The organism is Streptomyces bohaiensis (genome assembly GCF_012033785.1).
GTDB lineage: Bacteria > Actinomycetota > Actinomycetes > Streptomycetales > Streptomycetaceae > Streptomyces > Streptomyces bohaiensis.
Genome location: NZ_JAAVJC010000114.1, coordinates 1 through 14,607, shown reverse-complemented (window position 1 = coordinate 14,607; position 14,607 = coordinate 1). Strand labels below are relative to the sequence as shown.

At 73.5% G+C, this 14,607-nt stretch carries 15 protein-coding genes and 1 pseudogene; 11 read left to right on the top strand and 5 right to left on the bottom strand.

Features of this window, described 5'->3' with window-relative positions; genetic code table 11:
* Window positions 1-325: pseudogene (locus tag HCN52_RS24755) on the bottom strand (hypothetical protein); the annotation flags it as partial.
* A 334-nt stretch (window positions 326-659) separates the two neighbouring features.
* Between HCN52_RS24755 and HCN52_RS14090 the strand changes: the two are divergent.
* The gene (locus HCN52_RS14090; RefSeq protein ID WP_168088785.1) at window positions 660-1,598 is read left to right on the top strand and encodes a TRADD-N-associated membrane domain-containing protein; all 939 of its coding nucleotides are present in this window, start codon (window positions 660-662) and stop codon (window positions 1,596-1,598) included.
* A gap of 63 nt (window positions 1,599-1,661) precedes the next feature.
* Here HCN52_RS14090 and mshD read toward each other — a convergent pair whose 3' ends face one another.
* Window positions 1,662-2,588, bottom strand: a complete 927-nt coding sequence (gene mshD / locus HCN52_RS14085) for a mycothiol synthase (RefSeq protein ID WP_168088784.1) — start codon at window positions 2,586-2,588, stop codon at window positions 1,662-1,664.
* Between the two features lie 138 nt (window positions 2,589-2,726).
* Between mshD and HCN52_RS14080 the strand changes: the two genes are divergently transcribed.
* The 3 genes from HCN52_RS14080 to HCN52_RS14070 all read left to right on the top strand — a co-directional run bounded on the left by HCN52_RS14080 (window position 2,727) and on the right by HCN52_RS14070 (window position 6,084).
* A complete protein-coding gene (locus HCN52_RS14080) occupies window positions 2,727-4,592 on the top strand; it encodes a bifunctional metallophosphatase/5'-nucleotidase (protein WP_280923917.1) in 1,866 nt (621 codons plus the stop codon).
* 166 nt (window positions 4,593-4,758) lie between these two features.
* Entirely contained in the window at window positions 4,759-5,355 is a 597-nt protein-coding gene (gene soxR, locus HCN52_RS14075) for a redox-sensitive transcriptional activator SoxR (protein ID WP_168088783.1), read from the top strand.
* 183 nt (window positions 5,356-5,538) lie between these two features.
* Window positions 5,539-6,084, top strand: a complete 546-nt coding sequence (locus HCN52_RS14070) for a hypothetical protein (RefSeq protein ID WP_168088782.1) — start codon at window positions 5,539-5,541, stop codon at window positions 6,082-6,084.
* Window positions 6,085-6,199: 115 nt separating this feature from the next.
* Here HCN52_RS14070 and HCN52_RS14065 read toward each other — a convergent pair whose 3' ends face one another.
* Both HCN52_RS14065 and HCN52_RS14060 read right to left on the bottom strand, forming a co-directional pair.
* Window positions 6,200-7,237: a LacI family DNA-binding transcriptional regulator gene (locus HCN52_RS14065; RefSeq protein ID WP_168088781.1), complete on the bottom strand. Its 1,038-nt coding sequence runs from the start codon at window positions 7,235-7,237 to the stop codon at window positions 6,200-6,202.
* Window positions 7,238-7,262: 25 nt separating this feature from the next.
* The gene (locus tag HCN52_RS14060; RefSeq protein WP_168088780.1) at window positions 7,263-8,018 is read right to left on the bottom strand and encodes a winged helix-turn-helix transcriptional regulator; all 756 of its coding nucleotides are present in this window, start codon (window positions 8,016-8,018) and stop codon (window positions 7,263-7,265) included.
* Window positions 8,019-8,501: 483 nt separating this feature from the next.
* Here HCN52_RS14060 and HCN52_RS14055 point away from each other — a divergent pair, with 483 nt between their 5' ends.
* The 6 genes from HCN52_RS14055 (at window position 8,502) to HCN52_RS14035 (ending at window position 12,752) form a co-directional block, all read left to right on the top strand.
* Complete coding sequence (locus HCN52_RS14055) at window positions 8,502-8,768, top strand: MoaD/ThiS family protein (protein ID WP_167973696.1); 267 nt, start codon at window positions 8,502-8,504, stop codon at window positions 8,766-8,768.
* Window positions 8,765-9,874 carry a hypothetical protein gene (locus HCN52_RS14050; protein ID WP_168088779.1) on the top strand — a complete coding sequence of 370 codons (1,110 nt, stop codon included), beginning with the start codon at window positions 8,765-8,767 and terminating at the stop codon, window positions 9,872-9,874. The genes HCN52_RS14055 and HCN52_RS14050 overlap by 4 nt, the downstream gene beginning before the upstream one ends.
* 199 nt (window positions 9,875-10,073) lie before the next feature.
* Window positions 10,074-10,805, top strand: coding sequence for an LmeA family phospholipid-binding protein (locus HCN52_RS14045; protein ID WP_168088778.1), 732 nt, complete (start codon window positions 10,074-10,076; stop codon window positions 10,803-10,805).
* A 529-nt stretch (window positions 10,806-11,334) separates the two neighbouring features.
* Entirely contained in the window at window positions 11,335-11,418 is an 84-nt protein-coding gene (locus HCN52_RS26405; RefSeq protein WP_369008423.1) for an Ms5788A family Cys-rich leader peptide, read from the top strand.
* Between the two features lie 119 nt (window positions 11,419-11,537).
* Window positions 11,538-12,377: a sulfurtransferase gene (locus HCN52_RS14040; RefSeq protein WP_168088777.1), complete on the top strand. Its 840-nt coding sequence runs from the start codon at window positions 11,538-11,540 to the stop codon at window positions 12,375-12,377.
* 87 nt (window positions 12,378-12,464) lie between these two features.
* Window positions 12,465-12,752: a DUF1416 domain-containing protein gene (locus HCN52_RS14035; RefSeq protein ID WP_167934254.1), complete on the top strand. Its 288-nt coding sequence runs from the start codon at window positions 12,465-12,467 to the stop codon at window positions 12,750-12,752.
* 157 nt (window positions 12,753-12,909) lie between these two features.
* On the opposite strand, the gene HCN52_RS14030 is transcribed toward HCN52_RS14035, so the two are convergent.
* On the bottom strand, window positions 12,910-13,272 hold the full coding sequence (locus tag HCN52_RS14030; RefSeq protein WP_168088776.1) for a DsrE family protein: 363 nt from the start codon (window positions 13,270-13,272) through the stop codon (window positions 12,910-12,912).
* A gap of 672 nt (window positions 13,273-13,944) precedes the next feature.
* Between HCN52_RS14030 and HCN52_RS14025 the strand changes: the two genes are divergently transcribed.
* Window positions 13,945-14,505 carry a heme-binding beta-barrel domain-containing protein gene (locus HCN52_RS14025; RefSeq protein WP_168088775.1) on the top strand — a complete coding sequence of 187 codons (561 nt, stop codon included), beginning with the start codon at window positions 13,945-13,947 and terminating at the stop codon, window positions 14,503-14,505.
* The last annotated feature ends 102 nt before the right edge of the window (window positions 14,506-14,607 follow it).

Below are 14,607 nucleotides of genomic sequence, written 5' to 3'. Positions count from 1 at the left end.
GACCGGGGCCGGACGCGGCCGGGTCCGCGGCGGGGACGTCGGCAGGGCCCTCCTCGGGCGCGCCCCCGTCGGAGCCGAGCGCGGCATCCCCGCCCTCGTGCGCGCCGACGTCAGCCGCTCCGCCGTCAGTCGCGCGGGCAGGAGGTGCGGGCGGTACCCGGCCGGGGGGCGGCGGGGCGGGGCGCGAGGCGGCGGAAGGGCCGTCCGCAGCGGGGGCCGATCGGGCGGGCACGGGGGCTTCGGGTATCGGGCCGGTCGACGGTGGACCCACCGGGCGGCGGGCGGCGTCCGCCGCCGCGGCGGTGCTGCGGGCATCCTGGCTCATGCCCCTATTCTCCCGCTGCCAGGGCAAACGCAACCCGACGAGCACGTGTCGGGGAGGTGTCCACGCACGGGTGGACGGCGCGGCTTGTCGAAAGCCGGGACGGGGGGCTCGGCGACATGCTGGGCCCATGGATGACACGGCCGACTGCCCGGCTCCCCGAGGTCACGCAACCCCACCGTCGTGGCCGCCCCAGCCACAGCCGCACCCCGCGCCGCCGGGCAGCGCAGAGCGGAATACGGGGGCGGAGGTGCCACGTCGCCCGCGGTGGCCCTTCTCGGACGGCGGCAGCGGCGCGGTGCTCGCCGGTCGGTGGGTGCGGCACCTGGGGGCCGGGATGATCGCGACTGGCACGCTCGGCATGCTCGCGGTCCTCATCGGCGTCGCGGATCTTGTCGCCCAGACGGGGGGCGTGGCCACCCGCACCCTGGCGGAGACCACCGCCCTGTTCTCCACGATGGTCGGCCTCGCTCTGTTCTCCGCCACAGTGTGTGTGGCCACGGCGGCCCGTCGCCGCAGCATCGCCCAGCTTGAAGCTCGGCGACGGGAGATGCGAGAGGCGGAGGAGAGGCTGGAACGGGAAATGCGGCCACGACCGCCCGTCGCCGTGCACGGCTCTGTCGGGCATCCTTACATCGTGCAGCAGGAGCGGCTGCAGGCGGCAGCGTCCTGGCCGCCCACGGTCGCTCCCCCCGTGCGCGACGATCGGCCAACTGTCCGCGTGTATGGGCCGGAGCGTGTGGACCCCACGTCAGAGGCGTCGCAGCCCGGCGACGCCGCTGACGAGACCCGTCAAGTGAAGGTACCGGCGGACGACGCGGGTCGGCCCTCGGGCAACTCGCCACTCGCCCTCGCCGAGCTGTGGGGGGTGACCCACCGGCGGCTGGACCTCTACCACTCCATCGCGCTCGACCAGGCACGGACGGCGTTCCGCAACGCGCAGATGGCCATGGCGGTGGGTTTCCTGCTGCTGGTCGTGGGCGGCGCGACAGCCGTGACGGCGCCGACCACAGCCGGCGCGGTGGTAGCGGGGTCGATGGGCGCGGTCGCGGCAGCGCTCGCGGCCTTCGTAAACCGGGCCTTCGTCCGCTCGCAGGAGGCCGCTGCCTCCCAGCTGCGCTCCTACTTCGACCAGCCGGTCGAGTTCTCGCGCTACCTCGCGGCGGAACGTCTGGTCGCCGAGGGCGACCTCACCTCGGCCCAGCGCGGAGAGATCATGGCAGCACTTGTGGGCGCGGTGGTGGCGGGCCCCTCCCCAAAGCCGCCCCGGAAGTGAATGGGCGCCCCCGCCGCGGCGGGGGCGCCGGGCGACGCCCCCCTGGGGCCGCGGCCGGACCGGTCAGCTCTCGGTGCGGTACATCAGGTCCGTCTCGCGGGTGGAGAACCCCTGGCTCTGGTAGAGGCGGACAGCGGCCGTGTTGTCGGCGTCGACGTAGAGCATCGCCTCCGGCAGCCCGCGGTCGTGGGCGAGGTAGCGGAGCCCGACGAGGGTGAGTGCCTTGCCGAGGCCGAGTCCCTGGTTGCCGGGGCCGACCCCGAGGACGTAGATCTCGCCGACGCCCTCCGCGGTGTGGACCTTCGTCCAGTGGAAGCCGAGGAGTTCCTCGGCGACGGGTTCGCCGTCGGCGCCGCGCTTCTCCCGCACCGCGAGGAAGAACCCGGCCGGGTCGAACCAGGCTTCACCCATACGAGCGTCCAGGTCCCGCCGAGTGAGGGACCCCTGTTCGGGGTGGTGGGCAAAGGCCGCAGCGTTGAGCTCCAGCCAGGATTCCTCGTCGCGTCCGGGAACGAAGTGTCGGATGCGAATTCCGTCCGGCAGCACCGGCTCCGGAAGCGGCATTCCCTCCAACGGCCTGCGCAGCTGCCACAGTTCACGGAACAGATGCAATCCCAGACTCTGCGCGAGATGCCGCGCCGCGGGGTGGCCGCCATGGGCCCAGATCCGCACCCGGCGTCCGGACTCGGCGAGAAGCGCCTCGCCGACGGCCCGGCCGTGGCCGCGACCGCGGTGGTCGGGGTGAACGACCAGCTCAGCGGCGGGGGCCTCCACCTGGTCGGTGCCGTCGAGTTGGCCGTAGGCGACCAACTCGCCTTTCTGGCGCAGCATGACGTGCCGCACGCCGTCGCGGGGGCCACCCCGCAGCAACAGCCGGCCCTGTTCCGACACCGCGCTCTGACCGTCGAGCCGCGCACCCGCGTCGATCAGTTCCCCGGCGTCGCGCTGATCCGCGGCCGACACCTCGTCCACCACTGTGATGTCGCTCATGGCAAAACTCTACGGCGAATTCGACGCGAAGCGGCAATGCGCTCGTTACGTCATTACTCCTGACACGCTACGCGCGTAGCCGTAGGCTGCCGGGCAGTTTCTCCCCTCCAGCCTCCCCCGGAAAGGAACTTTCCCCCCATGCACGGACCTTTCGCCCGGTCCAGCCGGAGCATCGGCCGAGGCCCGGGGCGCCGCCGCGCCGCCGGCATGGTGGCTGCCGCCCTCGCCGGCGCGCTCGCGCTCACCCTGCCCGCCGCCGCCAGCCCCTCCACCGAGGCGGCGCCGTCCCGTGACGCCGAGACAGCCGGACTCGGGCTGGGCCTGCCCGAGCTGCCGGGGCTGCCGAGCATCACCGTCGACCTCCAGGTGCTGGCCATCAACGACCTGCACGGCGCGCTGGAACCGCCGACCGGTTCGGGTGGCCAGGTCGTCCACGACCACGGTGACGGCCACACCGAGACGATCGACGCCGGCGGCGTGGAGTACCTCGCCACCGCGCTGCGCGACGCCCGGAAGGGCAGCCCCCGTTCCGTGACGGTGGCCGCCGGCGACATGGTCGGTGCGACCCCGCTGATCTCGGCGCTGTTCCACGACGAGCCGACCATCGAGGCGCTCAACGCGCTGAGGATGGACGTCGTCGGGGTCGGCAACCACGAGTTCGACGAGGGCTGGCGGGAGCTGCTGCGCAAGCAGGACGGCGGGTGCCACCCCGCGGACGGCTGCTACGTCGAGGGCCGCGAGTTCGCGGGCGCGGACTTCCCGTTCCTCGCCGCCAACGTCGTGCACGAGAAGACCGGCAAGCCGATCACCGCGCCGTACACGATCAAGCGGATGAAGGGCGCCAGCGTCGGCTTCATCGGCGTCACCCTGCAGGGCACCGCCGACATCGTCACGCAGGAGGGCATCGAGGGACTGGAGTTCCTCGACGAGGTCGAGACCATCGACACGTACGCGAAGCAGCTGAAGAAGCGCGGTGTCAACGCGGTGGTCGCGCTGATCCACGAGGGCGGCTACCCGGTCAACTCCGCGTACAACGCCGACTGCGACGCGGACGGTGGCGGCCTCTCCGGGCCGATCGTGGAGATCGCCGAGAAGACCACCCCGATGGTGGACGTGATGGTCACCGGCCACACCCACGAGGCGTACGTCTGCACGATCCCCGACCCGGCCGGCAACGACCGCCTGGTCACCTCCGGCCAGTCCAACGGCCGCCTCTACACCGAGCTGAACATGGAGTACGACCTGCTGCGGCGCGACATCGTCCGGACCTCGGTGGAGGGCACCAACCACGTCGTCCACCGCGACCAGCCCAAGGCCGGCGACCTGACGCGGCTGGTGGACTTCTGGGCCGAGCTGGCCGCGCCGATCGCCAACGAGCCGGTCGCCTGGATCAGCGAGGACATCCGGCAGGACCGCACCGTCCCCGAGACGCCGCTCGGCGACCTGGTCGCGGACGCCCAACTCGCGCACGCGCAGGGCATCGACGACTCCGCCGAGATCGCACTGATGAACCCGGGCGGAATCCGTACCGACCTGGTGTACGCGGCCTCCGGTGACGAGGGCGACGGCGTGGTGACGTACGAGGAGGGCTTCGCCGTCCAGCCGTTCACCAACTACGTGCACCTGATCGACCTCACCGGCGAGCAGCTGCTCCAGGTACTGCGTGAGCAGGTGAGCGGCCCCAACGAGGGCTCCAACAAGATCCTCCAGCCCTCCGAGGGCTTCGCGTGGACGCTGGACCTCACCCGTTCCGGCGCGGACCGCGTCGTCGCCGACTCGGTGACCGTGGGCGGCGAGGAACTGGACGCCGACCGGGTCTACCGGGTCGCGGTGAACTCCTTCCTGGCGGGCGGCGGGGACGGTTTCCCGACGCTGGCCGAGGGCGCCGATCCGGTCGTCGGCGGCATCGACCTCGACGCGCTGATCGACTACCTGGGCGAGGTCTCCTCCCCGCAGGCGCCGCTCGCGGCCCCCGCCGCGGACCGGATCACCGTCATCCGCTGAGGCGGGGGCGGCGACACCGCCGCCCGCTCCCCCGGCTCCGCCCCGCCGCGACACCGCGGCGGGGCGGGGCCGCCGCCGTCTCCGGCGGGCGCACCGGGGTTCCGGGGCGCGGCGCACCGGAGCGCGCGAACATCAACCTCACTCGAAGTACAGCTACCCTGGCGCCATGACCCAGGCGGCGATCAGCAGGGAACTCACCATCGGGCAGCTCGCGGAGCGCAGCGGCGTGGCCCCTTCCGCGCTGCGGTTCTACGAGGAGAGCGGCCTCATCGGCTCGCGGCGCACCAGCGGCAACCAGCGGCGCTACCGCCGTGAGACGCTGCGGCGCGTGGCGTTCATCCGGGTCTCGCAGAACCTGGGCATCCCGCTGGCCGAGATCCGCGACGCGCTGTCCCTGCTGCCGGACGGCCGGACCCCGACGCCCGAGGACTGGGCCGCGGTCTCCGAGCGCTGGCGCGGTGATCTCGACGCGCGCATCCACCAGCTCACGCAGCTGCGCGACCACCTCTCCGGCTGCATCGGCTGCGGCTGCCTGTCGCTGCGCGACTGCGCGCTGGCCAACCCCGGCGACGCCCTCGCCGAGCGGGGTCCGGGAGCCCGCCGGCTCACCGGTGAGGCACCGGACCGGACGGGCGCGGCGGACAGCGCGGACGCGGCCGACAGCTCAGTCGACGGCTCGGCCGACGGCGCGTCGGTCGCCGTGACCGACGGCTCGGGCACCGAGGGGAGCGAGGGCCGAAGCGGTGCGCCCGGCTGCCCGTAGCCGCCGCGGCGGGCCGCGTCACCGCGAAGCCGCGCCCCGACCTGTCGAACCCGCCGCAACGGCAGCAGAGTTCACCGCACGCGGCCCGCACGAAGGACACGGTTCCGTCGCGCTTCCACCACGACCAGGACACAGCGCGGGCGAAACGCTGCGAACTCCGCTACGGCGCGCTGTGCTGGGGCGATGAGACCGATCACCGCACGCACTGCCCACCGCCGCGCCCTGACCGCGGCGGCCGGTGCCGTCATCCTCGCCGTCACCCTCACCGGCTGCTCCGGTGACGGCGACGCCGAGCCGAACGGAAGCACGGACGCGTCCAACGGAAGCGACGCGTCGAACACGCAGGAGGGCGACGGCTCCACACCGTCGGAGGAACTGAACGACTCCGGGCTCCGCAGTGAGCTGTCGGAGGGCGACTGCTGGGGCCGCGCGGACACCGTCGACCACGACCCGGTGCCCTGTTCCGAACCGCACGTCTTCGAAGTGACCGGTGTCCACGACGACTTCGTGCCGTCGGCGCCGGACGACATCATCACCACCACCCAGGAGAAGGAGGCGCTCTGCGAGGAGACCTTCGCCGCCTACTTCGGGTACGGCGTCGACGACCAGCAGCCGCCGGTCCTCTCACCCGCCGCCGAGCCCACCGTGTTGGCGCGCGGCGTCCCGCAGACCGTGGTGTGCAGCGCCTACACCACCCGCACCGAGGAGCACACCGCCTCGTTCCGGTGAGCCACCGGAGGCACCCCGTACCGCTGCTGCCCCACCCCGGGTAGGACCTCCCGGCCCCACGCGGCTACCCGCCGCACGGCCCGACCGGCACCCGCACCGCCGCGCCCGCCCCGCGTCACCCCGCAGGGGCGGGCGGCGGGCAGCCGCAGGACTGCCGCACCTTCAGCTCCACCGGGAACTGCCGCACCCGGTCCGGGGCGCCGCCGCCCTCCGCCGGGTCGCCCATCGCGAGACCGACGGCGGCACGCGCCATCGCCCCCCGGTCGGAACCGACCGTGGTCAGCGGCGGGTCGGTGAGACCCGCCTCCTTCACGTCGTCGAACCCCGCCACGGCCAGCTGCCCGGGCACGTCGAGCCGCAGCTCCCGTGCGGCCCGCAGCACGCCGATGGCCTGGTCGTCGGTGGCACAGAAGATCGCCGGCGGACGGTCCGGCCCCGACAGCAGCTCCAGCGCCACCCGGTAGGCGGCGTAGCGGTCGTAGGGCGCGGAGAACAGCCGGCCCTCGACGGAGAGCCCGGCGTCCCGCATCGCGTTGCGCCAGCCGTCGACGTGGTCGGTGACCGGGTCGCCGACGGTCGGGGTCTCCTCGGTGCCGCCGAGGCACGCGACATAGGGATAGCCGTGCGACAGCAGGTGCCGCACGGCCTCCTCGGCCCCGCCGACGTCGTCCAGGATGACCGCCACGTCGTTGATGGCCTCCGGCCGCTCGTGCATCAGCACCACGCGGGCGTCCCACGCCTCGATCTCGGCGGCCGCGTTGGCGGTGGGGCCCTGACTGATCAGGATCAGCCCGGAGACCCGCATGCCGAGGAACGCCCGGAGGTAGTGCACCTCGCGCTCGTCGAGGTAGTCGGAGTTGCCGACGAGGACCATCATTCCCCGCTCGGCCGCAGCGCGTTCGACGGCGTGCGCCATCTCGGCGAAGAACGGCTGCCGGGCGTCCGGCACGATCAGCCCTATGAGGTCGGTCCGCTGCGAGGCCATGGCCTGCGCGACCCGGTCCGGCCGGTAGCCGAGCTCCTTGATGGCGTTGAGCACCCGCTGCCGGGTCGCTGCGGCCACCGGGCGCGGACCGTTGTTGATGACATAGCTGACGACAGCGGTCGAAGTGCCCGCCAGTCGTGCGACATCGTCCCGCGTCACCTTGGCCACGGCGGAAGTCTAGACCGCTGCCGGCTCAGGCCCGGCGAGCGGCCTGCTTGACCACCTGCTCGGCCTCGCGGGTGACGGCGCGGGCCTGCTCGGCCTCCACGGAGTCGGTCTTCTCCGGCACGACGAAGCGGTAGCCGACGTTGCGGACGGTGCCGATCAGCGACTCGTGCTCCGGGCCGAGCTTGGCGCGCAACCGCCGCACGTGGACGTCGACCGTGCGGGTGCCGCCGAAGTAGTCGTACCCCCAGACCTCCTGGAGGAGCTGCGCGCGGGTGAAGACCCGGCCCGGGTGCTGGGCCAGGTACTTCAGCAGCTCGAACTCCTTGAAGGTGAGGTCCAGGACGCGGCCCTTCAGCTTGGCGCTGTAGGTCGCCTCGTCGACCAGGAGGTCGCCGTTGCGGATCTCGGTGGGGCTGTCGTCGCTGACCAGCTGGCGGCGGCCGACGGCGAGCCGCAGCCGGGCCTCGACCTCGGCGGGGCCCGCGGAGTCGAGCACGACGTCGTCCACGCCCCAGTCGGCGGTGACGGCGGCGAGGCCGCCCTCGGTGACGATCAGCACCAGCGGGCAGCCGGGGCCGGTCGAGTGCAGCAGCTGGCAGAGCGACCGCACCTGCGGCAGGTCCTTGCGTCCGTCGACGAGGATCGCGTCCGCGCTGGGCACGTCCACCAGGGCGGGGCCCTCCGCGGGGGCGACACGCACGGTGTGGAGCAGCAGCTCGAGAGCCGGGAGCACCTGGGAAGACGGCTGGAGGGCGTTGGTCAGCAGAAGCAGGGAACTCACGACGAGGTCCTTCCTCAGTCCTGGACAGCGTGACGGCGGTACAGCGATGCGGGTGCGGTACGCGTTTCGGCGGAGATGGACAGTTGGAACGGCGGACGGCTCAGGCGACGTTGCCCGGGTATCCCGGTCTGCGCGGGCCCGGCCTCCGGCGGACGACATCGCGTGCGACGAAGATCCACAGCGGCCCGGAAAGCGCGAAAGGACCCGTTCGCGGCGTCGGCGCCCGGATCCTTCTGGCACGAGAGCATACCGGAGGTGTCCGATCCGTGAAGGGATGCGCGTCACATCGCCGACATGCGGACGTGATCCGGCCACCATGCGGACGCCGCCTCGGCCGGTCCCCGACCCACCCGCGTCACCCCGGCGACACCCGGGAGACACCCGGCGCCCACGGAGGCCCGGCCCCCCCTCCCGAGCGGTCCGGGCCGGGACAGGGCGCCCCCGCGGGGCTGCCATGATGGGCGACTACAGCGGGAGGACTCGATGGCGAGCGGCACGATCAGGTACTGGGCGGCGGCGAAAGCAGCCGCCGGAACCGCCGAGGAGACATACCGGGCGGACCACCTGGCCGCCGCGCTGGACGAGGCCCGCGCCCGGCACGCGGACCGCCCGGAGTTCGAGCGGGTGCTGCTGCGCTGCTCGTTCCTGGTGGACGAGCGCCAGGTCGGCTCCCGCGACCACGCAGACGTCCCGCTCACCGAAGGCGGCACCGTCGAGGTGCTGCCGCCGTTCGCCGGAGGCTCCCGATGAGCACGCCCCATCCGCACGACCAGCCCGGGTACACCCCGCCGTCCGGGGCACCGCACCCGGCGGGGCAGGGGTACGCCCCCGCGCCGGGAGCGGGCCACCAGTCGCCCGCCACCCCCGGCGGACCGGGCCACGGCGGCGCCCGTGACGCCGGGTACGGCGGCGGGCACGACTCCGGGTACGGCGGCGCGGCGCAGAGCGGCCCCTACGGCGGACAGGCCGCGCGGACCGGAGCGCCGGGCGGGTACGGCGCCCCCGACCCGCACGACCCCCGCCACGCCGCGCAGGCGGGTGCGACCGGCCCGGCCGCGGGCGCGCCGGTCCCCGCCCCCGAGGCGGAGGAGCCGCCGCTCGCGCCGGGCACGGTCCGCCGCGTGGGCTCGCCGCTCCGTCCGCCGGGGATCCAGCCGGCGGCGCTGACCGCGCTCTTCGGCGCCCTCATCGCCGTCTCCGCGCCGTTCGGCCTGTACGCGCTGCTGCCGGTCGTGGTGGTCCTGCAGGCGGTGACCGCGGCCGGCTGGTTCCGGCTCAACGGCATGTGGCCGGCGCGGCAGGGCATCGTCCTCGCGTTCGCGGCCGGCCTGGCGGCGGACGCCGTGCTGGTCCTGGCACCGGCCGGGGAGGCGGCCGCCGCACTGGCCGGCACGCTCGGCGTGTGGTTCCTGCTGGTGATCGTGGTCCAGCTGCGGCACCACGGCGAGGGCGACGAGCGGCTGGCGTCGCTCACCGCGGCCGCGGCCTCCGCCCTGCTCGCCGTCGTCGCGGGCGGACTGCTCGCCGCGGTGACGGTGAACCGCACGGCGGTGGTGGCGGTGGCCGTTGCGGTGGCGGTGGCGGCGCTGTCCCGCGCCGCGCTCACCGTGCCGTGGGTGTCGCCGGTGGTGGCGCTCGCGCTCGCGACCGGCGCGGGTGCGGCGGTCGGCCACTGGGCGCAGGCGCTGCCCGAGGGCGCGGTGCTCGGCGCGGTGGCCGGTGTCTGTGCGCTGACCGGGCTGCGGGTCGCCAGCTACGACTGGCCGTCGCGGTTCGTCCACTTCACCGCGGGGGTGGCGCTGCCGGTCACGATGGCCGCACCGGCGGCGTACCTGCTGGCGCGGGCGCTGTTCTGACGGGCGCTGTTCCAGCGCCAGGACGAGGGGGCGGACCCGTCACCGGGCCCGCCCCCTCGTCGTGCCCCGGCGCGCACGGCGCGCCGGGCGGGGGCCGAGTGACGCGGGGGACGGAACGTTCGAGGTCCGCGGCACGTCCTAACGGCCGTCGGGTTACGCTCACGGCTGCCCGTCGACCTACCAGGGGGGAAGCAGACAGATGCGAGCGCTGCGAATAGGGCTGATCCTGCTCGTCGTCCTCGGCGGCCTCGCCGTCGGCGCCGACCGGCTGGCGGTCCACGTGGCCGAGGGCGAGATCGCCTCCAAGGTGCGTTCGACGCAGGAGCTGGACTCCGACCCGTCGGTCTCCATCGGGGGCTTCCCGTTCCTGACCCAGCTGGCGGCGAAGGAGCTGGAGAGCGTCGAGCTCGGCGTGGACTCCTACCGGGTCCGGGTCGACGACCAGGAGGGCTCGGTGGAGGACCTCACCATCCGCCTGGAGGACGTGCGGCTGGAGAACAACTTCGAGCGCGCGGTCGCCGCCCGGGCCACCGGCGAGGGGACGCTCTCCTACGAGGAGATGCAGCGGCTGACCGTGCCCGAGGACTCGACCTTCGGTGTCGCCTGGGGGTACGGCGGCGACGGCGAGGTGGAGCTGCGGGTGACGGTGATGGGCCAGGCGGTCGGCCCGGCCATGACCGGCGACATCACCGTCGAGGGCGATCTGGTGCGGGTCGCGGTGGAGGACATCCCCTCCTTCTCGGACCTCCCGGTGATCGGCGGGATCGACGGGATCGACGACCGCATCCGCGAGGGCGTGGACCAGCAGCGACAGTTGTCCGGCCTGCCCTCCGGCGTGGAGGTCGAGGGACTGGAGGCGACCGAGGACGGCGTCACGCTGCGGCTCAGCGGCACGGACGTGCTCCTCGCGGGGGCCGCCGCACCGGAGTGAGCGCGAGTCGGGCCGCCGAGGCGTCGGCAGCCCGACGGGCGCGGAGGTCCCGCACCGGCACGTCGCGGCATCCGCCGCGGGAGGGGCCCGGCGATGCCGGGCCCCTCCGCCGTTCCCGGCCCGTGGAGTGCGCCTCCGGCGGGCCGAGCCAGCAGAACGCTGCCGGCCGGCGACGCCCCCGCGCCACCCGTCGACCGGCGGCGCGCGCCCGTCACCCGCCGACCGGCGCCCGTCACCCGCCGCCGCGCGGTCCGCATGCCGGGACGCGGGGCCCACCCGCTCGGGCGGGGCCGTCAACCGCACGCGCCCGTCCACCCGGCGTCACCGACGGGGGCAGCTCTCGGTCCGGCGCCGGGCGCATCCGCGCAGGTGGGAGCCGTCTCACCCCCTGCGGACCGCCATCCGCCGCCGGAGCTGCCACCGCACCCCGACCCCCTCCCCACCAGCTCATCCCGACATCCGGACAGATGCGTCTCGCCATACGGACCGACGGTGACAGCGGCGACCCTCCGTCCGTACGATCTCCGACATGACACGACAGGCGGATCTCACCAAGCGACGGGCGGTCGACCTCTGCCGCGTCGCCGCCATGCTCTGTCGTCCCGTCGCCTGACGGCTCCTCCCCTCGCATCCCCTCGCGCCGCGCGGCGCGCGCCTCGGCGCGCCCGGTTCGCGCCCGCCCGCCGCGCCCCGAACCGCCTCGCAGAACCCGCCCCGCAGAAGGAGAACAGCATGAGCCGCAGTGACGTCCTCGTCGACGCCGACTGGGTGCAGGCCCGCATCGACGACCCCAAGGTGGTCATCGTCGAGGTGGACGAGGACACCTCGGCCTACGAGAAGAACCACATCCGCAACGCCGTCCGCATCGACTGGAAGAAGGACCTCCAGGACCCGGTGCGCCGCGACTTCGTGGACCAGGAGGGCTTCGAGAAGCTGCTCTCCGCGCGGGGCATCGCCAACGACGACACCGTGGTGCTCTACGGCGGCAACAACAACTGGTTCGCCGCGTACGCCTACTGGTACTTCAAGCTGTACGGCCACAGCGACGTCAAGCTGCTCGACGGCGGCCGCAAGAAGTGGGAGCTGGACTCCCGCGACCTGGTGGCCGAGGTGCCCGAGCGCGCCGCCACCGAGTACCGGGCGCAGCCGCAGGACCTCTCGATCCGCGCCTTCCGCGACGAGGTCGTCGAGGCCATCGGCACCAAGAACCTGGTCGACGTGCGCTCCCCCGACGAGTTCAGCGGCAAGCTGCTCGCCCCGGCCCACCTGCCGCAGGAGCAGTCCCAGGTCGCCGGGCACGTGCCCTCGGCCCGCAACATCCCGTGGTCCAAGTCTGCCAACGACGACGGCACGTTCCGCTCCGACGAGGAGCTGAAGGAGCTGTACGAGGGCGAGGGCGTGGACCTCGCCAAGGACACCATCGCCTACTGCCGCATCGGTGAGCGCTCCGCCCACAGCTGGTTCGTGCTGCACGAGCTGCTCGGCCAGGCCAACGTCAAGAACTACGACGGCTCCTGGACCGAGTACGGCTCCCTGGTGGGCGTGCCCGTGGAGACCGGCCCCGCCAAGTGACACCCCAGGGGCGGTGACGCCCCGCGGCCCCCCCGCACGGGGGGCCCGCGCCCCTTGCGACCACCACAGTTCGAAGGACGGAACACCATGTGCGGAGCACAGGCAGGCGGCCCCGACGCCGCGTCGATCAAGCCCGGTGAGACCACCATCCAGGGATCGGTCACCCGCGCCGGCGAGCCGGTCACCGGCTACGTCCGACTGCTCGACTCCACCGGCGAGTTCACCGCCGAGGTCCCGACGTCGGCCACCGGCCAGTTCCGGTTCTACGCCGCCGAGGGCACCTGGACGGTCCGCGCGCTGGTGCCGGGTGGCACCGCCGACCGCACCGTGGTGGCCGAGCAGGGCGGGCTGACCGAGGTCGCCATCGCCGTCTGAGGGCCGCCGAGCGGCAGTCGGCGCACCGGGCGGCCACCACCTCCCGGTCCGGCCGCCGAACGGCACGAGGGCCGCGCTCCGAACGGGTTGGACACCCGGGGCGCGGCCCTCCGCCGTCAGTGGTCGAGAGGGGCGGGGGTCGGGGGATCGAGCGGCGTCAGTAGACGAGCGCCTGCACGTCCTCGCCGACGATCTCGCTCACGAACACCTGCGCGCCGGCGATCCGGACGCCCTCGATCACGTCGTCCTCACCGATGTCGCGCCGCGCGGCGCACTGGCTGCACAGCGTCAGCCGGCCGCCGGCGGCAATCGTCTCCAGCAGGTCGGGCAGCGGGGCCGCGTGGGGCAGTTCGAACTCGGCCGCCCGCCCGGGGAGCGCGAACCAGGCCGACTCCCCCGTCAGCCACAGCGACACCTCGACGCCGCTGGCCACCGCCACCGCCGCCACCGTGAACGCCTGCGAGCACCGCTCGGGGGCGTCCGCGCCCGCCGTCACCTTGATCACCAACCGCTTCGCCATGGCGGAACCGTACCGAACCCGGCACCGGCCGGGGGTGGTCCGCGTCACAGGGCGCGGCGCGGGTCGCGGTTCCGGGCGCCACCGGCCGCCGGAGAGCACGCCGCACCGCCCGCACGGTCGCGTGCGGGCGGTGCGGGTCGGTACGCGGCGCCCGGCGGTGCCCACGGCTCAGGCGAACCCCCGGTGCCGCCGACGGTCGCCCCGGGGCGGACGGCGCTGCGGCCGGGCCGGGGGGCGAGAGTGGAAACATGCGGATCGGTTCAGCGACTGGCTCCGCAATTGGCGCAGAGCCAGTCGCCGCCGGGCCCCTGGTGCATGGTCGCACCGCAGTCTGGACAAGCCATGATCACACCCCTTCCAACCGCCTTAGACGCAAGACCCCTCGGTTGCGTTCATTCACACTGATCACGAGTTGATTACCTGGCATGCGCCACCTACCCAGGACCGGACGGCGTACCTCACACAGCCGTCACGATCCGGGACCGATAGAATCGGGGGCGGTTCGTGATCATTGTTCGCCGTACTAGGAGCCCCCGTGCTTGAGGCCTTCTTCATTACCCTGATGGTGCTGGTCGCCGTCGGCACCGCCGCGTTCACCGGGCTCGTCGTCAAGAAGCTCTACCAGGGCCAGCGCTGAACCCCGTTTCCTTCGCAAGGACATTCTGAGTTCCCATGATCGAGATCCCGTCCGACCTGCACCCCGACCTCGTGCCGCTGGCCTTCCTGCTCGGCAACTGGCAGGGAGCGGGCGTCGCGGACCCTCCCGGCGAGGAGCAGTGCAACTTCGGGCAGGAGGTCGTCTTCACCCATGACGGCCGCGACTTCCTGGAGTTCAGCTCGCACACCTGGCGGCTGGACTCCGAGGGCCGCAAGGTCAGCCCGCTGGAGTCGGAGCACGGCTACTGGCGGGTCAAGGACCGGAAGATCGACCTGGTCACGGTGCGCGACAAGGGCATCGTGGAGGTCTGGTACGGCGAACTCGCGGACGGGCGGCCCCAGATCGAGCTGGCGACCGACGCCCTGGCGCGGACCGGCGCCTCCCCGGAGTACGCCGGCGGCAAGCGGCTGTACGGCTACGTCAAGGGCGACCTGATGTGGGTCGGGGAGATCTCCACCCCCGACAAGCCGCTGCGCCCGTACATGTCGGCGCAGCTCAAGAAGGTCGTGGACCCCCAGGAGTGGGCCAAGGACGTCAAGGACCTCCCGGACGACGGCATCGCCTTCTTCAAGTGACGCATCGGGCGCCCGGTCGGCGCCCCACCGCGGGCGCCCCGTAGCGGGCCGCCCGCTCCCCGGCGCACGACGGCCGGTGCCGCCCCCGGTCAGGGGCGGCAC